Annotated in this window: 21 protein-coding genes; 14 read left to right on the top strand and 7 right to left on the bottom strand. The window is 41.3% G+C overall.

All coding sequences use genetic code 11. The features are described 5' to 3' along the window. The first annotated feature begins 189 nt into the window (after nucleotides 1-189). The 7 genes from AAHB12_RS24565 (at nucleotide 190) to AAHB12_RS24595 (ending at nucleotide 10,465) form a co-directional block, all read left to right on the top strand. The gene (locus tag AAHB12_RS24565) at nucleotides 190-768 is read left to right on the top strand and encodes a competence protein ComK (RefSeq protein WP_129726639.1); all 579 of its coding nucleotides are present in this window, start codon (nucleotides 190-192) and stop codon (nucleotides 766-768) included. Between the two features lie 211 nt (nucleotides 769-979). Further along, nucleotides 980-1,126 (top strand): hypothetical protein, encoded by a 147-nt coding sequence (locus tag AAHB12_RS24570; RefSeq protein ID WP_342047716.1) that lies wholly within the window; start codon nucleotides 980-982, stop codon nucleotides 1,124-1,126. A gap of 513 nt (nucleotides 1,127-1,639) precedes the next feature. Beyond that, entirely contained in the window at nucleotides 1,640-2,239 is a 600-nt protein-coding gene (locus tag AAHB12_RS24575; protein WP_129726640.1) for a TVP38/TMEM64 family protein, read from the top strand. Nucleotides 2,240-2,289: 50 nt separating this feature from the next. Next, a complete protein-coding gene (lepB, locus tag AAHB12_RS24580; protein WP_342047718.1) occupies nucleotides 2,290-2,844 on the top strand; it encodes a signal peptidase I in 555 nt (184 codons plus the stop codon). A 54-nt stretch (nucleotides 2,845-2,898) separates the two neighbouring features. Next, nucleotides 2,899-6,408 carry a helicase-exonuclease AddAB subunit AddB gene (gene addB / locus AAHB12_RS24585; RefSeq protein WP_342047740.1) on the top strand — a complete coding sequence of 1,170 codons (3,510 nt, stop codon included), beginning with the start codon at nucleotides 2,899-2,901 and terminating at the stop codon, nucleotides 6,406-6,408. Then, entirely contained in the window at nucleotides 6,405-10,136 is a 3,732-nt protein-coding gene (addA, locus tag AAHB12_RS24590; protein WP_342047720.1) for a helicase-exonuclease AddAB subunit AddA, read from the top strand. The genes addB and addA overlap by 4 nt, the downstream gene beginning before the upstream one ends. A 23-nt stretch (nucleotides 10,137-10,159) precedes the next feature. Continuing rightward, complete coding sequence (locus tag AAHB12_RS24595) at nucleotides 10,160-10,465, top strand: HNH endonuclease (protein ID WP_129726643.1); 306 nt, start codon at nucleotides 10,160-10,162, stop codon at nucleotides 10,463-10,465. A 49-nt stretch (nucleotides 10,466-10,514) separates the two neighbouring features. Here the strand turns inward: AAHB12_RS24595 and AAHB12_RS24600 are convergent, their stop codons facing one another. The 7 genes from AAHB12_RS24600 to AAHB12_RS24630 all read right to left on the bottom strand — a co-directional run bounded on the left by AAHB12_RS24600 (nucleotide 10,515) and on the right by AAHB12_RS24630 (nucleotide 13,205). Beyond that, the gene (locus AAHB12_RS24600) at nucleotides 10,515-10,730 is read right to left on the bottom strand and encodes a spore germination protein (protein WP_129726644.1); all 216 of its coding nucleotides are present in this window, start codon (nucleotides 10,728-10,730) and stop codon (nucleotides 10,515-10,517) included. 48 nt (nucleotides 10,731-10,778) lie between these two features. Continuing rightward, nucleotides 10,779-11,192 carry a spore germination protein GerPE gene (locus tag AAHB12_RS24605; protein ID WP_342047721.1) on the bottom strand — a complete coding sequence of 138 codons (414 nt, stop codon included), beginning with the start codon at nucleotides 11,190-11,192 and terminating at the stop codon, nucleotides 10,779-10,781. Nucleotides 11,193-11,206: 14 nt separating this feature from the next. Then, nucleotides 11,207-11,401, bottom strand: coding sequence for a spore gernimation protein GerPD (locus tag AAHB12_RS24610; RefSeq protein WP_129726646.1), 195 nt, complete (start codon nucleotides 11,399-11,401; stop codon nucleotides 11,207-11,209). 3 nt (nucleotides 11,402-11,404) lie between these two features. Continuing rightward, complete coding sequence (gerPC, locus tag AAHB12_RS24615) at nucleotides 11,405-12,022, bottom strand: spore germination protein GerPC (protein WP_342047723.1); 618 nt, start codon at nucleotides 12,020-12,022, stop codon at nucleotides 11,405-11,407. A 179-nt stretch (nucleotides 12,023-12,201) separates the two neighbouring features. Then, nucleotides 12,202-12,396 (bottom strand): spore germination protein GerPB, encoded by a 195-nt coding sequence (locus AAHB12_RS24620; protein WP_129726648.1) that lies wholly within the window; start codon nucleotides 12,394-12,396, stop codon nucleotides 12,202-12,204. A 180-nt stretch (nucleotides 12,397-12,576) separates the two neighbouring features. Next, a complete protein-coding gene (locus AAHB12_RS24625; RefSeq protein WP_129726649.1) occupies nucleotides 12,577-12,798 on the bottom strand; it encodes a spore germination protein in 222 nt (73 codons plus the stop codon). Between the two features lie 248 nt (nucleotides 12,799-13,046). After that, complete coding sequence (locus AAHB12_RS24630) at nucleotides 13,047-13,205, bottom strand: aspartyl-phosphate phosphatase Spo0E family protein (protein ID WP_342047742.1); 159 nt, start codon at nucleotides 13,203-13,205, stop codon at nucleotides 13,047-13,049. A 252-nt stretch (nucleotides 13,206-13,457) separates the two neighbouring features. On the opposite strand from AAHB12_RS24630, the gene AAHB12_RS24635 reads away from it, so the two are divergent. The 7 genes from AAHB12_RS24635 (at nucleotide 13,458) to AAHB12_RS24665 (ending at nucleotide 23,418) form a co-directional block, all read left to right on the top strand. After that, nucleotides 13,458-14,360 (top strand): fumarylacetoacetate hydrolase family protein, encoded by a 903-nt coding sequence (locus AAHB12_RS24635; protein WP_342047725.1) that lies wholly within the window; start codon nucleotides 13,458-13,460, stop codon nucleotides 14,358-14,360. A gap of 674 nt (nucleotides 14,361-15,034) precedes the next feature. After that, nucleotides 15,035-16,780 (top strand): sensor histidine kinase, encoded by a 1,746-nt coding sequence (locus AAHB12_RS24640; protein ID WP_342047726.1) that lies wholly within the window; start codon nucleotides 15,035-15,037, stop codon nucleotides 16,778-16,780. 5 nt (nucleotides 16,781-16,785) lie between these two features. After that, nucleotides 16,786-17,574 (top strand): response regulator transcription factor, encoded by a 789-nt coding sequence (locus AAHB12_RS24645; protein WP_342047728.1) that lies wholly within the window; start codon nucleotides 16,786-16,788, stop codon nucleotides 17,572-17,574. Between the two features lie 472 nt (nucleotides 17,575-18,046). Further along, a complete protein-coding gene (locus AAHB12_RS24650) occupies nucleotides 18,047-19,360 on the top strand; it encodes an extracellular solute-binding protein (protein ID WP_342047729.1) in 1,314 nt (437 codons plus the stop codon). An 87-nt stretch (nucleotides 19,361-19,447) separates the two neighbouring features. Further along, entirely contained in the window at nucleotides 19,448-20,323 is an 876-nt protein-coding gene (locus AAHB12_RS24655) for a carbohydrate ABC transporter permease (protein ID WP_129726655.1), read from the top strand. An 18-nt stretch (nucleotides 20,324-20,341) separates the two neighbouring features. Continuing rightward, nucleotides 20,342-21,244 carry a carbohydrate ABC transporter permease gene (locus tag AAHB12_RS24660; protein ID WP_342047731.1) on the top strand — a complete coding sequence of 301 codons (903 nt, stop codon included), beginning with the start codon at nucleotides 20,342-20,344 and terminating at the stop codon, nucleotides 21,242-21,244. A gap of 38 nt (nucleotides 21,245-21,282) precedes the next feature. Continuing rightward, on the top strand, nucleotides 21,283-23,418 hold the full coding sequence (locus AAHB12_RS24665) for a glycoside hydrolase family 52 protein (protein WP_342047732.1): 2,136 nt from the start codon (nucleotides 21,283-21,285) through the stop codon (nucleotides 23,416-23,418). The last annotated feature ends 34 nt before the right edge of the window (nucleotides 23,419-23,452 follow it).

Genomic DNA, 23,452 nt, shown 5'->3' on the forward strand with positions numbered 1-23,452 from the left:
TAGGGTATGTGCCAACGACGACGTACTAATCGATGTAAATGTTAATCGCTTATACATAAAGATGACGACAAATAAAGTTTATTTTTAATAAATAAAGAAAAAAATCTCCACTTTTTATAAAAAGGTGGTATAATTCTCCGTAAAGGGATATCTTTCCTAATCTTTAATATAGAAAGGTGGAGAAATCATATGAAATTTAAACCATCGCGATTTGTATATGATTATATTATAAATCGAAAAACAATGGCGATTGTACCTGTGTTAACGGTAGATAATCGAATTTTATCCGGTATTTTAGAGGAAGAGGATACCCTCATTGCGCTTCCAAGGCCTTATGAGGTTGTTGATCAAAGCTGTCGTTTCCACGGTTCTAGCTTTGAAGGCCGCAAAGAGGGCACTCGTGAATTAATTGGAATCACCCATAAAGCACCTATTGCAATCAGCTCCACAGAAAGCCTGTATTTTCTTTCTACTTTGTCCTACACCCGCAGAGAATGCTCTTGGATTTCTCATTTCCACGTTACTAACACGAAAGCAACTCCTCATAACAATGTTCTCATTACATTCATGAACGGCCAAAGCTTTGAAGTGGGAATTTCAAAAACAAGCTTTGACACATTGCTATATCGAACCGCACACCTTCGCTCTGAGTCAGAAGATCGCCAAAAGCGCAAGCTTCTGCAAGTATCACGAACAGTAAACAAACAAGACCTGCCGCAGCTTGCTTCTGAGCCAATGTATCCGTACAAAGCAAAATGGGAAACCTAATTTTGTAGGGCTGTTTCACAAGTCGGTGTTAACTGACTTGTGGACAGCCTATTTGCATGCAGATTTGATTAAATGAAATAGAAATTGGGTAGATTTATTATAAAACAGAAGTTGATTTTTACAATCTGTTATAGTACAATGAATGTAACAAATATTAGAAAATGAAACAATTAAAAAACATTACCGTACAGGATGAGAGGAGAATGTACAAATGGAAATGTATACAGAGGCTTATCGAAAATATTCTGAGAAGTGTCAGCGCTTTGGGATTACAGGCATTGAATTTATTGATTTTATTCAAAGCTTAACATTAGAGCAGATTCAAATGATGGTAATGGATTTGGACTGCGTCAATTGAGGTGGAAAAATGGATAGTGATGTGGACGTTATAAAAAGATGAGCCATCTGTTTATCTTACTTGTAAGAGAGCGGATGGTTTTTTCGTGTTCTTTTTCACGCTTTAAGAAAGCATACATTCTCAGACGTAGCGAGAAATTTTAGGAATCCAGTATAAGTAGGGTTACGCCTCTGTCTTCGCAGGGGGGCAGGGCTCGCCAATCAGCGAGTTTTCTTTACAAGAAAATATAACTTTTCGGGGTGATGTCTAGCTCCCAAGGTCCAAAATGGCAGCGTAGGGCTGAACCTCCGCAACAGGCAAAAAGCGTCTTTTACTCCGAGCCACCCCTACGCTGCCATAAAAGGTGGGTCTTGTCCGCTTTTCTTTATAACTTACCTATTTCTTTCGCAAATGAAAAGGAATTGCGCAGAATATATGGAAATAGAAACAAGAAAGCAAACAGCGCGTTTAGCGAAATCGGAAAATAGTGGTACAATACAAGAAAGTATGAGATGAAGGAGCAGCAGTATTTACATGGATATACATACAATCAGGGAATTTTTCACATTGGAGCATATGGAGCGGTTGCTTGAAAGCTATCGGGATTTTGGGCCGCTTGCAGGTATTCTTCTTCCGATAGTCGAGGCATTTATACCGGTGCTGCCGCTTGTTGCATTTGTGTTGGCAAACGCGGCAGCATATGGGCTTTGGGTTGGATTCTTCTATTCATGGCTGGGCTCTTGTATTGGGTCATTGCTTCTCTTTGCGCTTGTTCGAAAATTTGGCCGCCATCGTTTTTTTACATTTTTAAATGATCATCCAAAGGTGCGGCAGTCGATGCTTTGGATCGAGAGAAGAGGTTTTGGTCCTATTTTTATCTTGTTTTGTCTCCCGTTTTCGCCGTCTGCCTTAATCAATGTAGTTGCCGGCCTATCGAGAATTAGCCAAAGGCAGTTTGCGCTTGCGCTTTTGCTTGGAAAGGTTGTTATGATTTTTATTATTAGTTATGTTGGTCATGATTTGCTTTCATTTGTGCAAAAGCCTTTGAAAACGGCAATTGCAGTTTTGGTTATTTTCCTGCTTTGGTATGTTGGGAAAAAGGTTGAAGTGAGGCTAGAACTCGCAAAGAAATAATCTTCATGTTGATAGACAGCCCTAATACATGGAAGAAATGGGGGAGCGTCATGAAGCGAGCGTGGAAGCAAGAAGGTGTGCAATGGATGCAAATAATTGGATGTGGCATTATTTTGGCTGTATGTGTCCGGATTTTTTTCTTTTCGACCTATGTAGTCGAGGGAAAGTCAATGATGCCGACGCTTCAGGATGGAAACATGATTGTCATTAATAAGCTTGGGTATGATGTAGGAAGCTTGCATCGGTTTGACGTTGTTGTGTTTCATGCGAATGAGAAGGAAGATTATGTTAAGCGGATTATCGGGCTTCCAGGTGACACAATTGAGTATATACGTGATAGACTATATATAAATGGTAAGCTTATGAAAGAGCCATATTTGGATCGCTTTAAAGCAGAAATGATGGGCGGGCATCTGACCGATGATTTCACCTTAGAGGAAGTAACAGGAAAAATGAAGGTTCCAAAGGACAGCGTGTTTTTGCTTGGAGATAATCGTTTAAGAAGCTGGGATAGCCGTTATTTTGGCTTTGTAAAAATAGAGAAAATTGTTGGGAAGGTTGACTTACGGTATTGGCCGATTAATGAGGTCAGCACTGCATTTTAAAGGGGGTAATTCAACATTGAGTTACCTTCTTTTTTCGTGAAGGGTGGAGGTATGATGTCACTTCGTTTTATTCTCGGACGGGCAGGCAGCGGCAAAAGTGAGCTGTGCCTAGAGGAAATCCGTCAAGAGCTGCGCATATCAGCACGCGGCCGTACAATTTTGTATCTTGTGCCAGAGCAGATGACATTTCAGGCGCAAGTGGCGCTTCATCACGGTATAAGTGGTTCTGTTCGCGCCCAGGTGTTCAGCTTTTCTCGTTTGGCATGGAAGGTGCTGCAGGAGGCGGGAGGAGCAAGCCGTCTGCATATTGACGGAGCTGGTGTACAGATGTTACTTCGTAAAATTGTTGAGGCGAGAAAACAAGAGTTAACAGTGTTTCAAAAAGCAAGTGAGCAAACTGGTTTTCTAGAGCAGGTAAGCCGGATGATTAGCGAATTGAAGCGCCATAATGTCAATCCGTCTCATCTGTACGCCATTTGGCAGGAGGCAGACCAAAAAAGCCAAAAAGCACAAGAAATATTGCTGGCTAATAAACTGCATGATTTGCAGTTGCTATATGAAGATTTTGAGCGGTCGCTTATTGGCCGTTATTTAGATAGTGAGGATTATTTGCAGCTTCTTGCGGAAAAAATTCCATATTCTCGCTATGTGAAGGATGCGATTGTATATGTAGATGGGTTTCATACGTTCACACCGCAGGAGATAAATGTGTTAAAGCATTTATTGCTTGCAGGTGCTGAGGTGACAGTCGCATTAACGATGGAGCATGCGCCAAACGGATATATGCAGGAATTAGATTTGTTTTATCCATCGAGCGGTTCCTATGAAAAGCTTGGGCGTATGGCAAAGGAATCTGGCATTGCAATGCAGGAGCATGTGCTGCTGCAGGAGCAAAAGCGCTTTGTGAAAAGTGAGTCTTTAGCTCACCTAGAGAAGTATTTTGATACGCGGCCTTACAAGTATTTCGGACAAGAGCCAGATGTTGCATTATATTCTGCCGCCAACCGCCGTGCGGAGGCAGAAGCCGTCGCACGGGAAATTCGCCGTCTCGTTCGTGAAAACGGCTATCGCTATCGGGACATAGCTGTTATGGTACGAAATGGCCATAGCTATTATGACGTACTAAAAACGATTTTCCCAGATTACAATATTCCTTATTTTATTGATGAGAAACGAGCGATGCTGCATCATCCGCTTATTGAGCTGATTCGTTCTGCGCTTGAGGTGATAACTGGAAATTGGCGATACGATGCAATATTCCGCTGCGTGAAAACTGAGCTGTTGTACCCGCTGGGAGAGGAAAAGAACAAGCTGCGCGAGGACATGGATGAGTTTGAAAATTATTGTCTCTCCTATGGTATACAAGGGAAGAAGTGGACATCTTCAGAGCGATGGACATACCGCCGCTATCGGTCTTTGGAACATTATACAGAGAGGCAAACAGATAGTGAACGGGAGATTGAAGAAAAGCTGAACGAAATGCGGACGTTAATCGCAAAACCTCTTCTTCAGCTGCAAAACCGCTTCAAACGTGCAAAAACAACGATGCAAATGTGCGAAGCGCTGTATTTATTTTTAGATGAGCTAAAAATTCCGAAAAAATTGGATGCACTTCGGCTGAAGGAGGAAGAGGAAGGAAATCTTCTGTTTGCGAATGACCATGACCAAGTGTGGCAAGAGGTTATCGATTTGCTTGATAAATGTGTGGAAATGCTTGGGGAAGAAAAGCTGTCCCGTGATATGTTCATCAAGGTCATTACAGCAGGGTTAGAGGCGCTTCAGTTTGCAAATATCCCGCCATCGCTTGATCAGGTGCTCGTCGCAAATATCGATCGCTCCCGTCTGGCCAATGTGCGCGCTGTATTCGTCATCGGAGCAAATGAGGGTGTGATTCCATCAGCACCAAGCGATGAGGGTGTTATATCAGACGAAGAGCGGGAGATGCTGTTTACAGCAGGTATCGAGCTTGCGGCAACGAGCCGTCAAAAGCTGTTAGAAGAGCAGTTTGTATTGTACCATACGCTGACGAGATCATCGGAGCGGTTATATGTATGCTGTCCGTTAGCTGATGAAGAAGGGAAAACGCTGCTGCCGTCCTCGTTGTTTAAAAGACTCAAAGCAATGTTTCCGCGTGCGCAGGAAGTGTTTGTAACGAATGATGTGAATGATATAACGCTAGAGAAGCAGCTTTCATTTGTTGCAACGCCGTCAGTTACATTGTCATACTTAACGCAGCAGCTGCAGCATTGGAAACGGTACGGCTATGAAAGCAATTTGTCATTTTGGTGGGATGTGTACAATTTTTATATTACATCACCAGCTTGGAGCGGGAGAAGCAAGCTGGTGCTCAGCAGCCTGTTTTATGAAAATAAGGCCCGCAAGTTAACAGAACGTGTAAGCCAAGAATTGTATGGGGAAACAGTGCAAGGAAGTGTTTCGCGTATTGAGCTGTTTCAGCGCTGCTCCTATGCGCATTTCATCCAGCACGGCTTGTTACTAAGGGAGCGCGACATTTTTAAGCTCGATGCTCCGGATATCGGGCAATTATTCCATGCAGCTTTAAAGCATATTGCTGATAAGCTGGAAAAAGAGAACAAGACGTGGCAGGATTTAGATAGACGCGGGTGCGAGTATTTGGCGGCAGATGCGATAGAAGAGCTTGCGCCGCTTTTGCAAAAGGAAATCTTATTAAGTTCCAACCGCCATCATTATCTCAAGCGGAAGCTGCAGCATATTTTATTTCGCACCTCTCTTATCTTAAGTGAGCATGCAAAGGCGAGCGGGTTTGTGCCGGTTGGGCTTGAAATTCCGTTTGGCATTGGAGAGGAAGCTTTGCCGCCGCTTCAATTCGAGCTGCCTGGCGGTACAAAAATGAAGGTTGTCGGACGGATTGATCGTGTGGATAAAGCTAAGCATGAAAAGGGCACATTTTTACGGATTATTGATTATAAGTCGAGCGCGAAAGCTCTTGATGTAACAGAGGTATATTACGGGCTGGCGCTGCAAATGCTTACCTATTTGGATGTTGTTGTTGAAAATGCCAGCAAGTGGGTTGGAAAGGGAGAAGAAGTCTCACCGGCGGGCGTATTGTATTTTCATATCCATAACCCGCTTATCGATTTGAAGCGTTCTTTGTCAGAGGCAGAGATTGAGCAGGAAATGATGAAGAAGTTTAAAATGAAGGGACTTTTACTTGGAGATACCGATATTGTTACGTTGATGGATAAAAATTTAGAAGAAACCAGCTCGTCCCATATTATATCTGCAGGCTTCAAAAAGGGTGGCGGATTTACATCCAATTCGTCGGTAGCGAGCGAAGAGGATTTTCAAGTGCTCAGGTCTTATGTTCGCCGGACATTTGAGAGTACCGGAACACGTATCGCAGAAGGAGAGATTGATATAGCTCCTTATAAAATGGATAAAAAAATAGCCTGTACATTTTGTCAATTTAAAGCGGTTTGTCAATTTGATGAATCGCTCGGAGATAATCAATATCGGGTATTAAGACCGATGAAAGGGAACGAAGCCCTACAGAAAATGAGGGAGGAGGTTGAACCAGAATGATAGATTCTATTCTAGCAAAGCCGCCTAATAGCCAATGGACGGATGATCAGTGGAAGGCAATTGCGGCGAGCGGCCGTGATATTCTAGTTGCAGCAGCGGCTGGCTCAGGAAAAACGGCTGTTCTTGTAGAGCGCATCATCCGAAAAATTATTTCTCCTGATAACCCGATTGATGTGGACCGGTTGCTCGTTGTGACATTCACGAATGCCTCAGCACAGGAAATGAAAAACCGAATTGGCGAGGCATTGGACAAAGAGCTGACGAATGACCCTTCATCACAGCATTTACGCAGGCAGCTCAGCCTGCTTAGCCGTGCATCCATCTCTACGATTCACTCCTTTTGTTTACAGGTAATTCGAACATATTACTATATGCTTGATATTGATCCAAGCTTTCGGATTGCCAATGAAACGGAAATTGAATTGCTAAAAGAAGAAGTGATGAACGATATCCTCGAGGAGGAATACGGTCTAGATGGAAATGAAGCGTTTTTTGATTTAGTGGACCGTTATACAGGGGATAGAAGTGACAGCGATTTACAGGATATGATTTTAAAGCTTTATACTGAAGCGGGGGCACACCCTAATCCGGAGAAGTGGCTGGACAAGCTTGTTGCATTTTATGATGTGGAAGGAAAAAGTATTGATGATTTACCATATACGCAGTATTTGCTTCAGGATGTTATCCTTCGGCTCGAAGGAGCAAAGCAATATACGCAAAAAGCCATTCGACTTTCTCAGCTGCCCGATGGTCCTGCGCCGAAAATCGAGGCATTTGAGAGCGACCTCAGCCTGTTGGAAAGGCTGTTAGCAGCGGCTCATACCTCCTGGCAAACGCTGTATGGTGCGATGCAGGAGATTGAATGGAAAACATTTAAGCGTATTAAAAAAGCTGACTACAATGCTGATTTAATTGAGAAAGCAGATAAGCTGCGTAAAAAGGTGAAGGATGACATCGGTAAGCTGCAGGAGGAGCTGTTTAGCCGTTTACCAGAGAATTATGTAAAGGATTTATCTCGTATGCATTATGTGCTGCAGACGCTCATTCACCTTGTGAAGGAGTTTTCTGTTCGTTTTCAAGCAGTAAAGCGTGAGAAAAGCATGGTTGATTTTACAGATTTAGAGCATCTCTGTCTTGCGGTTTTAGCGGAGGATACAGCTGCAGAAGAGCTGAGACCATCCGCTGTGGCGCTGCAATATCGCGATAAGTTTGCAGAGGTGCTTATCGATGAGTATCAGGACGTTAACTTTGTACAAGAGTCGATTTTGCGGCTGGTAACGAAGGAAACAGAAGCGGCGGGCAATTTGTTTATGGTTGGAGACGTGAAGCAATCGGTATACCGCTTTCGTCTTGCGGAGCCAGGTTTGTTTCTTGGGAAATACAGGCGCTTTACGCCAGATGGTATGAATGGCGGCATGCGTATTGATTTGGCTAAAAACTTCCGGAGCCGTTCTGAAGTGCTTGATGGAACAAACTTTGTGTTTAAGCAAATTATGGGTGAAGCAGTTGGTGATCTTGACTATGACAAAGATGCTGAATTAAAGCTTGGCGCAGCTTATCCAGAGGGAGCAGATACTGCAGCTGAATTTCTGATTGTAAATCAAAATACGAAGGAAATGACGGGCGAGGAAGAGGCAGACGCCGAAGAAGCAATGGATTTGGAAGCGGCACAAATGGAGGCACGCTTGATTGCAGCAAGAATAAAAGAGATGGTCAGCTCCGGTTATGAGGTGTACGACCGAAAACATAATGCGATGCGTCCTGTTTCCTACCGTGATTTTGTCATTTTGCTTCGCTCGATGACAACTGCCCCGCAAATGACGGAGGAATTTAAACGTTCGGGTATTCCGGTGTACGCAGAACTTTCCAGTGGATATTTCGAGGCAACAGAAGTAAGTGTTATGCTGAATGTGCTTCGTGTTATTGACAATCCAGCGCAGGATATCCCGCTCGCAGCTGTTCTTCGCTCCCCGCTTGTCGGGGCAACAGACGAGGAATTAGCTGTTTTGCGTATTCATGCAAAGAAAGGTTCTTTCTATCAAGCGATGCGCAGCTTCTTGCAGGCTGAGCGGGATGGGAGTGCAGCACTTCGTAAAAAGCTGTCCTCCTTCTTTGACAATGTACAGCGTTGGCGCAGTTTTGCTACGCAGCAGCCGCTTTCGGATCTGATTTGGAAGGTATATCGTGAAACGGGCTATTATGATTTTGTGAGTGGTCTGCCAGGCGGCAAGCAGCGTCAGGCTAATTTACGCGTCCTGTATGACAGGGCACGGCAATATGAAGCTACATCATTTCGCGGATTATTCCGCTTTCTCCGATTTATTGAGCGTATCCTAGAGCGCGGCGATGACATGGGAACGGCGCGGGCGCTTGGTGAGCAGGAGGATGTTGTACGTATTATGACAATTCATAAAAGCAAAGGTCTTGAGTTCCCGGTTGTTTTTGTTGCCGGCTTAGGCCGACGCTTTAATATGCAGGACTTAAATAAAAAGTTTTTACTTCATAAGGATTTAGGATTTGGTTCTCCGTTTATTGATCCACAAAAGCGCATTAAGTACGCAACAATTTCGCAAATTGCGATAAAACGAAAGATGAAAATGGAGCTCATCGCAGAGGAAATGCGTGTTCTCTATGTTGCCTTGACGCGTGCGAAGGAAAAGCTTATTTTAATCGGAACAGTGAAGGATGCAAGTGCCGCACTTTCAAAATGGACAGAGGCGCGAGATTACGATGCTTGGTTATTACCTGACCATATGAGAGCGCAGGCCGCTTCTTATATAGATTGGCTTGGTCCTGCGTTAATGAGGCATAAAGGCAGCATATCTATGGAGGAGGCACTCGGTGCGTCTATACCAGCAGAAATCTATGAATATCCTGCGAGTTGGGCGATGAGGCAGATTGAAGCGGCGGATCTCCGAGAAGAGCAGCAGCTGCAGGAGGAAAAGCAGGAGCTGGTGCAAGCTTTATATGAGCAACGAACAGCGCCTGTGGAGACGGAGAAAAAGGATGAGGTGACGCAAATTCTCACATGGCAGTATAGCTTTGAAGCGGCTACAACCCACCGCGCCAAGCAGTCTGTTTCTGAGATTAAGCGTAATTATCAAGCGGATGAAGAAAGCGATACAGCTTTTCTGTCTGGTTTCCGTTCTCAGATTGAGAAGCGCCCGCGTTTTATGGAGCGAAAAGGTCTTACACCGGCGGAACGTGGAACTGCTGTTCATGCGGTGATGCAACATGTAGATTGGACAAAGCCGGTTACTGAATTAAGCATTCAGGAGCAGCTTGCTGACATGGTGAATAAGGAATTATTAACGTACGAGCAGGCGGAAAGCATTGTAGTCGAAGAGATTGTGGCGTTTTTCCAAACGCAGCTAGGAAAGCGGACGATGCAGGCAGAGCTGGCAGAACGCGAGGTACCGTTTATGATGATGATTCCGGCATCATCCGCCTATCAGGATTGGCATGGAGAGGACGAGGAGCTTGTCCTCGTACAAGGGATTATCGACTGTCTCATTGAGGAGCCAGACGGTATTATTTTAATTGACTTTAAAACAGATAGTATTTCGGAGCGTTTCCCTGGCGGATTTGAGCAGGCACGGCCTGTTTTGGAAAATCGCTATCGTTTGCAGCTTGAAATGTACAGTCAGGCACTCGAGAAAAGCTATGGAAAACGTGTAAAGGAAAAATATTTATACTTTTTTGATGGCAGCCACATACTAGAAATATAGTAAGTAACAGGCGAGTGAGCATAATGGGAAAAAAGCTGATTGGAACATGTGAGCTGTGCGGCAGGGATGATTTAGAGCTGACAGTGCACCATTTAACACCAAAGGAGCTTGGTGGAACCTTTCTTCCGACTGCAAATGTATGTATAGCTTGTCATAAGCAAATTCATGCGCTATACACCAATGAAGAGCTTGCGATTCGTTTATATACCATTGCATCCTTACAAGATGATGAAAAAATTTCGTCATTTTTGAAATGGATTCGAAAGCAGCCTGCTACAAAGCAAGTACGCATACGGAAATCAAATGAAAGAAAGCAAAAAGGAAGGTAGCTGCCTTCCTTTTTTGCTTTTTGGAAAGGACTGTGTCTGTTTGGTTTGTTTATGCAGTACCGATTTGGTTTTGGTCATTCACATCTGGATCAAATGTATTTGTAGCGTTTATCCCGTTAAATGTGTTCACAACAAAGCCGACATTGGAAGCGCCTGATCCATTATATGCTTTAGCATTTTCCTTTGGAGAAACATTATAAAAGTCTCCTAAATTAAAGGAGCCATTACTGTTTTGTACAACTAAATTGCCTACGAAAGAAGGCATTTTCCGCTCACCAGCCTCTTTTTTCTTGTAATAACGGTTTCCTATTATTTAAGGTATGAGGGAACGCTCAGAAGGTGTTTCTTCAAATGGATCCTCCGAAATGAATTGTCTGATTTGCAAAATGCGAGAATTATTAAACACGTAGTCAGTAGAGCCAATGTGAATGATACCGCTACTCAGTAAACTTATTATTTCAACACGATCAACGCATACAAATGGATTGGTGTTTACGACATGCATACGGACAGAAGTTTGTCTCGTTGGTATAGTTATTTCTGTATCTGTGAACATTACATATTTCTCGAAAGAACCTTCTTGTGCTAAATAGAATGACTCCTCGCGCTGCACCAAAATGTCACGGTTTCGTGATGCTATCATATTAGAATCACCGATTTGCAAAACGCCGTCTATCCCCATGGAAATAACATTAATCTGATTCACAATAGAAACATGACGAAGCATAGTATCTTCCTCTCTTACGCTGGAGTTCCTGGCACATTGAAAACAAGAGGAACGAATGGTCCAGCTGCAAGCGATTCTGGAGGTGTATCTAGGATGGAGGTCAGGATTAAAAAAGTGGCATCTCCAATGAGAAATAATGCAGAGCTTGATACACCAGCTGACTTGATGCGTCCAACTTTAATTTCATGATTCACAACGGTAAAATTCACCCTTTACCACTCCTTTTGGATATGATGGGGCATATTCTGAATAAAGGCGAGGAATGCTTTATCAATGTCTTGCTTCATATTTTGGACAATAATCTCCTTCATATATTGCGGATTAGAGGTGATTTCTGGATATGGTTCCACTTGGGATAAATAATACGGTAATCGATGCTCCATTTGCTTTTGAATATCGTCAATCATCATTTGCCGATACGTATCATCGAGAGCTGTACCCTGCTCTGTTTCCATTTCAACGATGCGGCTGTAAGCACCCTCATTTAAATAACGTGTAACTTGCTGCAAAACATCCTGATAAAAATCTGGATTTACCTTTGTTTCAGGATTCACCTTAAGTGTTTCCGTCTCTATATCAAAATCTTCAATTGCGTTCCCGTTGCTGTTAAATGGATTAAGTCCGATATTTAAAGTACCATTTAAGTTTTCAACCTTTAGCTGATCAAATTTATATTCTATCTTGCCGATGGACTGGGGAGGATTCCGTTTGAAATTTTCCAGCTCTGCTGTTAGTCTTTCAACAGTTTCTTCAAGACGCTGGAGCTGCTGCTGCTGTAATTGAATGGTGTTATATAGCTGTTGTAAGTAAGTAAGCCAATCTTGGGTCATAATCATAGCCTCCTTTACTCTAAGAGGGGAGGATTAAAGGTTTAAATCCCTATTTCACACTGTGAGAACATATAAATTTCCAACTGGAAGAGAATCCGACGCAGTCGAAAATTTTAAGGATAAAGTGTAAGTGCAACTGTGCTTCTGTCTCGCTGATCGGCGAGTTTTCTTTAAGAGGCTTAGGAATTGGTAGATGAAATGATTTGTCCCCTTGCTTTTAACGGACGTGCAGGTTCTGTAAATGCGCCAGTGTTGGAAAACTTGGAAAGTGCCTTAATCGTTCCGGTACTGCCAATCTGAAATACAGAAGAGGTCGTAATACTCCCTACTCGAAGATTATGAATGATAATGCTTTGATTTACATAGAAGTTCAAGCAGATCACTCTCCTTTTAGAAATAAGGATGTATCAGATACTAAAGTCCGCCTAACTCCCTTTTGTAAAGTACCTTCACCATAAAAATAGAGAAGATCTTTTTGCTGCGAAGAACATACAGAAAGACTCTATAAGCAGCCTCGTACGAACTGTATGTTTTCTTCAGGGCTAGGCATGTTCTTAATAGGTTAACGATATAGGCTGATCTATAACGTCTTGGTCGTTTACATTTGTAGAGTTCTCATAATTATAAACGTTTACTGTTTCTCCGACATTAAATGACCCTGCTCCCGCAAACGTTCTTGAATAGCTAATGGGACGAATCGCAAAGACATCGCCAATATGAAAGACGCCGCTAGACCCAATATTTACAACGTTGATGTGTCCTACGATAGCAGGCATGAAAAAACACCCTTCTTACAGATTCTTATGCTTATTATATGGACATTTATCCAAGAATGTGTCTAAAAATTTTTTAGATAAAAGAAAAATCGCTGATTGACAAGCCGTTAGGCGAAGACAGAGTGTAGCTGCTCTTGTACTTTGTTCCTAAAACTTTCTAATACGTCGAATTCGTCTTTAGCTGGAAATTTATACTTTCTTACAATGTAACAAAAAGACATGCCCCATAGAGGCATGTCCTGTATTTGTTAGCTCCCTAACTTGCGGCTGCATTGCAAAAACAGAAGTATGTTTAATAGCTTGTCCAGCTCCTGGCTGCAATGTACCGTTTTCTTTGCGGTAATTCCATACCGTTGTACAAAATACTTCATTTCTTCTCGTTTCTTTTCGATTGCTTGTTCAAACATAGCCTCTGCTCCGTCTCTATCAGTTTTCACAACAACTGCCACAATCTGTATGTAACTCATATTATACAAAAGTACTATAAAAAAGAAATGGTTTCGATAAAAGAAGAGAGAATTCTACACTTTACTCCAATGTATGGTGATATTAGAATTGAGAAAAGTTGAAGTTTGTAATTTTTCGCCGAAAGAAGAAGGAATTTCTCTGCTCTTTTTCGAATGTAATGTGTGGTAAAGTTTTAGATGGGGTGTGAAGGGATGAAGTTCGTAACGGCAAAGAGAGAGGAAAAGGTATTTGTTGGTGTTGTGGATGAGCGATCCGCGTCCGTTTTACACCTGCGTGAGGCACAGAAAGCGATGATAGGAAAGGCGATAATTCCTATTACAATGATTGAGTGTATGGAGCAGGGAGAGCTGTTCCTCCAGCAAGTATCAGATGTTGTGAAATGGGCAAGAGAGCAGGGGCAGGCACCAGGTTTATATCCACTGTCTGATGTGAAGCTGCTTGCACCCATTCCAAGACCAAGGAAAAATGTGACTTGCATAGGGAAAAACTATAGTGAACACGTAATTGAGATGGGTGGAAAAGAGGATATTCCAGAGTATCCGCTCTTTTTTACGAAAGCTCCCACAACTGTCATTGGTCAGGATGAGCTCATACACAGTTATCCGAATATCACCAATGAGTTAGATTATGAAGGAGAGCTTGCTGTTGTAATCGGGAAAAAAGGGAAAGCTATTTCTCCAGAGAGCGCATTTGACTATGTGTTCGGATATACGATTATTAATGATATTACAGCACGTGATATTCAAAGCCGGCATAAACAGTTTTTCCTTGGCAAAAGCTTCGATACTTTTTGTCCAACGGGACCGTTCCTTGTTCATGCATCAGCCATTAATCAGCCGAGCTGTTTAGGAATTGAGACGAGGGTAAACGGTGAAGTACGTCAATCGTCCAATACATCCAATATGATTTTTGATATTCCAACGATTATCTCTGTTTTAAGTCAAGGTATGACATTAGAACCAGGAGATATTATCGCAACTGGTACACCGGCAGGAGTTGCGAAGGGAATGAAGGAACCCGGCTTTCTGAAGCAAGGGGATGTTGTTGAGGTGACAGTTGAAGGTATCGGCACGCTTCGTAATACAGTGAAATAAACAAACGACGACCTTATCAACACAGCCTTGTTTGATTTTGGCAACATTGTTTTACCATAATACGGACGTAGCTTTTCTTTGATAAAACCAAAACAAATGGGATCTATCTGAAAATTGGTATTTTCTTACAACTTTAAAAGCCTGTGGAGAAGACATTCTCCACAGGCTTTTAAAGTTGTAGAAAGATTCCTGCACATGAGAAGGTGTTTTCTTACAGTTCTATTAGTTTATTCGTTGGACAAACAAAGATATCAGTGTTATTATTAGTTTACGAACTCCGTATGTTCTACACAGAAAAATCCTTTTCTTGACGTTAGGGAAGTAGTACTGAGAAAATATACTTTTTTCATCTTCTATAAGAAATTTTCTTACAGAAGACCACCGTATATTGCAACTTAAAATAAAATTGACTGTAAGAATTTTTAAAATTCCCTGGTAAATGTAACAAAATGCTGCGTGTTTTATTAACAATAACAGTGTAAAATATCGATTAATAATATAAATTAAAAAATGTGTTGGAGATGATCATGCTCCAGCACGTTTTTCAATTAATAGAATTAAAAGGTCTAGTTTATTATAAACTAATACGTTTATAATATCTCATTCCAGAGAACCATCATAACTTGTAGAATATAGCAATCTGAAATAACTTACTTCCGGGATGGGTGATCGTTATGTTAGGGACAAGATTTAAGAAATATAATACGCTGCGTAACCAAATATTAGCGATTTATTTAGTCGTAATGATGATAGTCTTGTCAATCGTGGGCAGTTTGATGTTCAATCAGCTTGGAGCCCTGATGAGAAACAATGCAGAAAAGCAAATGCAGCAAACAGCTGTTGAAGCGAACGGTAGAATGGAAACGCTTTATAAACAAATTGATACATTAACAAATCAGGTAGCTACAAACAATACAGTTCAACAGTTACTGACTGATGTCGTGGATGGAAAGAGTGTAAGTGTGCCGCAGAGGGAATCGCTAATTAGGGTGATTAATAATTTTCATGCTTATTCCAATGCAATTTCTTCATTTAATTTATACACTGTTAATGGAGAAAGAATCTATCCATCTGACAATGTGAATATTTTTGAAAAGGTAGACCCGGTGTGGATACAGAAGGCAAATCGGGAAAAGGGCAGGCTCGTATGGATTGGGAATGACCCAAATGATCGGGAGTATTCGTTTGCTATCCGTAAAGTAACCTTAATGGAGCGCTCTTTTTCAGGCGGCGGCTATTTATTGGTTCGGATTAATAATAGTTATTTTCAAGTGAAGGATAACAGTCTGGATCATAAAGCAAAGGAATATATGATGTTGTTAGATCGGGATTATAGTGCGATAACCTCAAATTATAAAGGGAATACACAACAAATTTTAAAAGAAGATACAAAAAATGTTGTAATAAATCAGACGAAATATTTAATTGTAAAAGAGAAATCCGATGTGACGGGCTGGACTCTTGTCATTCTTAAGCCTGTGAGTCTTTTGATGGAAGGGGTATCAGTTGTTCGCACATCCATCCTGATTTCAGGAGCTATTGGATTTATTATTTTTCTGATATCTTCTATATTCCTATCAACGATAATTACCCGACCTATTATTAAACTAACCAATACAATGAAAAATGCCAAGATGGATGAGTTAAAACCGAATCCACATATTTCATCAATTAATGAAATTGTTGACTTAAATAATACGTATAACCAGATGGTAGAAAATACAAATCATTTAATCCAGCAGGTGTACGAAAAAGAATTACTTCATAGCCGTGCGGAGCTAAAAGCATTACAGGCACAAATTGATCCGCATTTTCTGTATAACACCTTGAATGCTTTGTATTGGTCCTTAGAAGACAAAGGAGAGGAAGAACTTGCGAATCAGGTAATCGCAATGTCAGAGTTTTTCCGTTATACCATCGGCAAAACAGGCAAGGAAAAGGATCCAGTAACAATTCGTGAGGCTCTTGAGCATATTGAACGGTATTTACAGATTATGAAAATGAGGATGGGCGATAGGCTGCTTTGGGATGTATCGGTACAGGAGGATTGTCTAGATACAAAAATTCCTAAATTAATTATTCAGCCATTGGTGGAAAATGCAATTTTGCACGGAATCGGGAACCAGCGGAAGCAGGGGGCAGTGTCTATAAAAGTCAAAAAAGCGGAAAATTCTCCAAATCTAGTTATAACCGTAAGCGATAACGGGGTTGGAATTGATCAAGAAACTCTTTGTGCTATAAATGAATCTATCGAAAGGGGAGATGTCGCCTCGTCTAAAGGGATGGGGATAGGACTGGCTAATGTCAATAAAAGACTCAGCTTGTTTTATGAGAAGCAGAGTTTAGCTACCCTAACAGTGAAAAGTGACCAAGGCAAAGGTACAGAAGTGACATTTGAGATCCCCAGCAAAGGAGCTTGATTAGTATGGAAACTAAAACGATTTTAATTGTTGATGATGAGCAGATTACTAGGCAGGGATTGAAAAAAACACTGGAGAGATGGTCGCAGGGTAAATATGAGGTGCTAAGTGCTGCAGATGGTGATGAAGCCTTAGAAGTATTCCAAAAAACAAAGGTTCATTTGCTAATTACAGATGTAAATATGCCTGAGATGACAGGATTAGCATTGTTAAAAGCCGTAAAGGAGAAAGGGAATAAGCCTGTCGTTATTATTGTTTCAGGCTATCCTAATTTTGAATATGCCCAGGAAGCAATTCGTCTGGGAGTGATTAATTATTTACTTAAACCAGTGAGCAAGCAAAAGCTGATTGAGGCTGTAGAACAAGCTTTGGAAACGGAGGCAAGCATCGAAAGGGCAGATTACATCGAAAAGGTGGCGGATCTAAAGCTTCTTAATATTGAAAGCAGCCAAACCTCCAAATCTCCTATCAAGGAGGCTCTTCAATATGTCAATAACAACCTTAGCCGGCAGATCAGCTTAAAGGATGTAGCAGGTACGGTTCATTTAAACCCAAGCTACTTTAGCGTACTCTTTAAGGAACAGACCCGCTTAACATTTAGTGAATATTTAACGAGAAAAAGGCTGCAGACCGCTAAAAAACTATTGCTAACCACAAATTTACCGATAGAAGAAGTTGCACAGGAGACAGGATATCAGACAGCTAAATATTTTATTAAACTATTTAAAGAATATGAAGGCATTACACCGAGCAAATACAGAAAGATGGCTGAACTGGAGGATTCGGCTATCTAAAAATAGTAGTATTTTTTCCAATCGCGGTTAGATAACCGCTTTTTTTACACTTTAAGAAAGTATAAATTTCTAGCTAGAAGACAATTCGGCGTTAGGAATACAGTATAAGCAGGGCTACGCCCCTGTCTTCACCCAAGAGCAAGGCTCGTCAATCGGCGGGCTTTCTTTAATACTAGCATGTAATTATAAGACAAAAATAAGTAGAGGATCGGAATGCACAAAAGAAAGCGCATACATTCAACTAAAAATAGTGGCATTTTTCCCAATCGTAGTTATCTAACCGCTTCTTTTGTTAGGTGTTAGAATGTAATTGTAAAGCAAAACATAAATAAGGGGGATTGGGAACAGATAGGAAAGCGCATACATTCAACTAAAAATAGTAGCATTTTTCCCAACCGTAGTTATCTAACCGCTTCTTTTGTTAGATGCTAGAATGTAATTGTAAAACAGAACATAAATAGGGGGATTGGAAATGTTTAAGAAAGCGTATACAACGTTGCTTGCTTTTGTGTTATTGCTTACAGTTATACTCACTGGCTGTTCAGGCAATTCAGAAGAGGCCTCTGGAGAAAGCGGTTCCAAGAAAACGATAAAATTCATGCACCTTTGGCCGCAGGGAAGCTCCAAACAGCAAAACATGATTGTAACTGATATCATTAAACAATTTGAAGCAGAACACAAAGATGTGAAAGTTGAGGTAGAGGTTCTTGAGAACGAGCAGTATAAAAACAAAATCAAGGTTCTTTCTTCCTCTAATGAATTACCGGATGTAGGATTTACTTGGGCAGCAGGCTATATGAAGCCATTCGTAGAAGGTAAGTTGTTTGCATCACTTGATGATGTTCTACAGGATGGTCTGCAGGATTCCTTCATAAAAGGTACAACTGAAGCTTACGCAACTAATGGAAAAACATACGGCTTACCGCTTGAATTGAACATTGCACCAATTTATTACAACAAACAAATTTTTGAAAAATACAATCTAGAAGTACCGAAAACATATAGCGAGTTCCAAAACGTAGTACAAACACTTGAAAAGAATGGTGTTGCTCCAATCGCACTTGGAAACAAAGACAGATGGACAGGCTCACTATGGTATATGTACTTGGCTGACAGAATTGGCGGACCAGAGGTATTAAACAAGGCGATTAACCGCTCTGGCTCTTTCGAAGATCCAGCACTTGTTTCTGCTGCTGATGAAGTTCAAAAGCTGGTAAAAGAAAGCGCATTCAACAAAGGCTTTAATGGTCTTTCTAATGACGAAGGAAAATCTGAGTTCTTAAATGGAAAGGCTGCTATGTATTTAATGGGAACATGGGAGCTGCCAAACTTTACAACAAATGAAGAAATTCCAAAAGATTTCCGTGATAATGTAGGATTCTTTAAATTCCCTACTGTTGAGGGAGGAAAAGGCGATATCAACAGCTGGGTTGGCGGACCTGGTGTAGGATTATTCGTTGCTGAAAACTCAAAAGTAAAGGATGAGGCAAAAGAATTTGTTAAGTTCTTTGTTGAAAAGTGGGGAGAACAGTCTGTTGAAAAAGCAGGTGTAATTCCAGCGACAAAGGTAGATACGACAAAGGTTAAGTTACCTCAGCTATACGTTGATGTGTTGAACGAATTAAATAATGCAAGCAATCTAACATTGTTTGCGGATGTCCAAATGAGTGCTTCTGTAGCGGAAACTCATCTAAACCTAATCCAATCGTTGTTTGGCGAGGAAGTGAAACCAAGCGACTTTGCTAAGAAACATGAGGAAGCGCTGAAGAAGGAAGAAGGGAAATAAAAAAATCCCAAATTCTTAGAAAAGGACATATCAAATATGATCGATATGTCCTTTCCTATCTTTCCTGTTTGAAAGGAGTGACATGTAGTGGATAAAGTTATGTCTAATAAAAAAGTGATTGCTCTTTATATTGCACCTGCATTATTCCTGGTTCTTGCCTTGATTTATGTTCCAATTGTACAAACGGGGTATTTTGGAATGACGAAGTGGAATGGGGTTGGGGCGAAGGAATTTATCGGCCTTGAGAATTATATGGCTCTTATCAAAGATCAAATGTTTTGGAAAACAGCATACCATTCTCTTATGCTCGCTGTATTTTCAGTAATAAGTCTGATTGGCTATCTATTTATTTCCATCATTTTAGCAGGTAAAATCAAAGGTGCCGATTTGCTCAGAAAAATTTATTTGATTCCAATGTTGCTGGCTTCCGTTGCCATTGCACAGCTTTGGCTTAAAATCTATCATCCGGGCAATGGTATCTTAAACACTATTCTAGTTTCTCTAGGAGTCGAAAATCCGCCAGCCTGGTTGGCAGAGCCTGAGCTTGCGCTATATGCCATTGTCGTTCCAATTATTTGGCAATATGCAGGTTTCTATATATTAATCTATTATGCAGCATTGAAAAATATTCCTGAATCCTTGCTGGAGGCTGCCAGAATTGACGGTGCAACACCGTGGCAAATTGCATTAAAAATCAAGCTCCCTTTAATCATGAATGTAATAAAAGTAACGATTGTACTTGCAGTTGTTGGTTCGTTGAAATATTTCGATCTAATTTATGTTATGACAGATGGAGGACCAAACGGATCAAGTGAGGTTATGGCATCTTACATGTATCATCGAGCATTTAAAGAGTTTGATTTTGGATATGGAAGCGCTATTGGTTTCTTCTTGCTCGTAATCTGTCTTGTTGTTACTTGGATCATTCGCAAGTTTACTGCAGCGGATGAAAATGTGTATTAATAGAGAGGAGGCTTTTAGATGAATCAGCCTGTTAGAAAAAATGCGGGTCCGGTTATTTTGCCCGAGAAACAAAGCAGTTTCGGTACTCATTCACTCTGGAATCGTACAGCCTATGGAATTCTATATTTATTTCTAGCGATTGTAGCTGTTTTTCAAATATTTCCTATCATCTGGTTATTCCTTTTTTCCTTAAAGAATAACCAGGAGGTGTTTAATATGTCCCCGTTCGCTTTGCCAGAGCATCCGAAATGGGAGAACTACGCAAAGGTATGGACGGAGGGAAACATCAGCCAGTATTTCATGAATAGTGTTGTTTATACAGTTGCAGCTGTCATTCTCACTGTTGTACTAGCAAGCATGGTTACCTTTGCTATTACGAGAATGAACTGGAAGGGCAGTAAATTGGTACTAGGATTATTTATGGTTGGGTTAATGATTCCCGTGCATTCAACGCTGATTCCTTTGTTTAGCACATTCACACAATTCAATTTGATTGATAGTCCGTTGTCTGTCATTTTGTCTTACACTGCTTTTAATCTTCCTATTACAATCATGATTCTGTTAGGCTTTTACGAAGCCCTGCCTCGTGAGGTAGAGGAGGCAGCTGTCATGGACGGGGCATCCATTAATCATATTTTCTTTAAAATTACACTACCGATGACCTCGCCGGTCATTGCTACGGCAGCTATTATTAACATGATTTATAACTGGAATGAGTTTGTGTTTGTTAATACATTTATCAGTTCAGATTCGTATAAAACGTTAACAGTTGGTATCCAAAACTTTATTGGGCAGTATACAACAGATTGGGGAGCAATCGGCGCCACGCTTGTTATTAGCATTCTGCCAATTTTAATCGCGTTCTTTGTTCTGAGCAACCGCATTGTGGAAGGAATTGCATCTGGATCTGTAAAGGGTTAATTGATAGTTGAAAATTGATAGTAAGAGAGGGAGAGAAGATGAGTAAAAATATGTTTTTTAATGCACATCATTCACCGCTCGGAGCGTTTGCAAGCTTTACATTAGGCTTCCCCGGAGCAGGGGGAGGACTTGATTTAGAGCTTGGACGCTCCCCGCGGCAGAATGTTTATATTGGAGCAGAATCTTTAGAAAAAGAAGGAACATATGAAGCATTTCCATTCTTTACTTCCTCGGATGATGATGAAAGCAAAAGGTACGATATCGAAAACATGGATCCGGATCCTGATAAGCCAAAAATCATCTTCCCTTTTTCAAAGGGAAATGTAACACGCGACTTTCAGCTTGGGACAGATACATGGAAGGCTGGTGATTTAACCTTTACGATTTATTCTCAGGTTGAATCTGTGCCGGACCCAGCCACGGCCGACGAAACAGAAATGAAAAGAATATTGATGCCGGCTGTACTGGCCGAGCTTACAGTTGACAATACGAATGGACCAAAGAGTCGCCGGGCTTTCTTTGGCTACCAGGGAAGCGATCCGTATAGTTCTATGCGGAGATTAGATGATACAATGGATGGCTTTTCTGGTATAGGGCAAGGAAGAATTACTGCGGTTGTATCTAAAAATCCCGACGTGAAGTCTGCCATGCATTTCAGTCTTGAAAATGTACTCACTACTCCTCAAGAGGAAAACTGGACGTTTGGTTTAGGGCCATTAGGAGCACTTGTTATGGATGTACCTGCAGGTGAGCGCAGAACCTACCAGTTTGCTGTTTGTTTTTACAGAGGCGGCCTTGTAACTGCTGGTATGGACACCTCCTATTATTATACAAGGTATTTTCGGAGTATTGAGTCAGTTGCAGCTTATGCACTTGAAAATTTTGATGCTATAGCAGAACGCTCCAAGAAGGTAAATGAGCTGGTAAATGAGGTTAGTCATTTATCTGACGATCAGAAATTTATGCTAATTCATTCAATTCGCAGCTACTACGGATCAACACAACTGCTGGATCATGAAGGTGAGCCATTTTGGGTAGTAAATGAAGGCGAATATCGAATGATGAATACCTTTGATCTGACTGTTGACCAGCTCTTCTTTGAATTAAAGATGAACCCATGGACCGTTAAAAATGAATTGGATATGTTTGTTAAGCGTTTCAGCTATGAAGATACTGTTCGTTTCCCTGGGGATGATACTGAATATCCAGGCGGCATCAGTTTTACTCATGATATGGGAGTAGCAAACACGATTTCCCGTCCTAATTTTTCATCTTATGAGTTGTACGGACTAGATGGATGCTTTTCACATATGACGCATGAGCAGCTGGTAAACTGGGTTCTGTGTGCAGCTGTTTATGTGGAACAGACAGGAGATACAGAGTGGCTGAAAGCTAACATGGACATTGTAGAGCGCTGCTTTGAAAGTATGCTGAACCGGGATCATCCACAACCTGAAAAGCGTAATGGCCTTATGGGTCTTGATTCCTCCCGTGCTATGGGCGGAGCAGAAATTACGACATATGACAGTCTGGATGTATCGCTTGGTCAGGCAAGAAATAACATTTACTTAGCTGGGAAGATTTGGGCGTCTTATGTAGCACTCGAAAAGCTGTTTGCTGAAAATAATAGAGCTAACCTTTCTAAGGAAGCAGGCGAACAGGCCGAAAAATGTGCCAAAACGATTGTGGAGCATGTAACAGAAGGAGGGTATATTCCAGCTGTTATTGGAGAAGGCAATGACTCAAAAATTATTCCTGCAATTGAGGGGCTTATCTTCCCATATTTTACAAACTGTAAAGAAGCTCTGGATGAAGCAGGACGCTTCGGCGCTTATATCAGTACGCTCAAGAATCATCTTGAAACAGTGCTTACAGAAGGTGTTTGCTTATTTGAAGATGGTGGATGGAAGATTTCATCCACAAGCAACAACTCTTGGTTGAGCAAGATCTATTTATGTCAATTTATCGCCCGTGAGATTCTTGGCTGGAAATGGGATGAAAAAGGGGCAAGAGCAGACGCAGCCCATGTAGAATGGCTGACTCATCCCGAATTATCCGTCTGGAGCTGGAGTGATCAAATTATATCGGGTGAAATTGCGGGAAGCAAATACTATCCGCGTGGTGTAACGAGTATCCTGTGGCTTGAGGAAAACGAAAAAACGGCTGCCTTCTAAAGGGCAGCTGGAAAGAAGCAGGAAGAGGTGGTAT

This window comes from Bacillus sp. OTU530 (genome assembly GCF_038440375.1).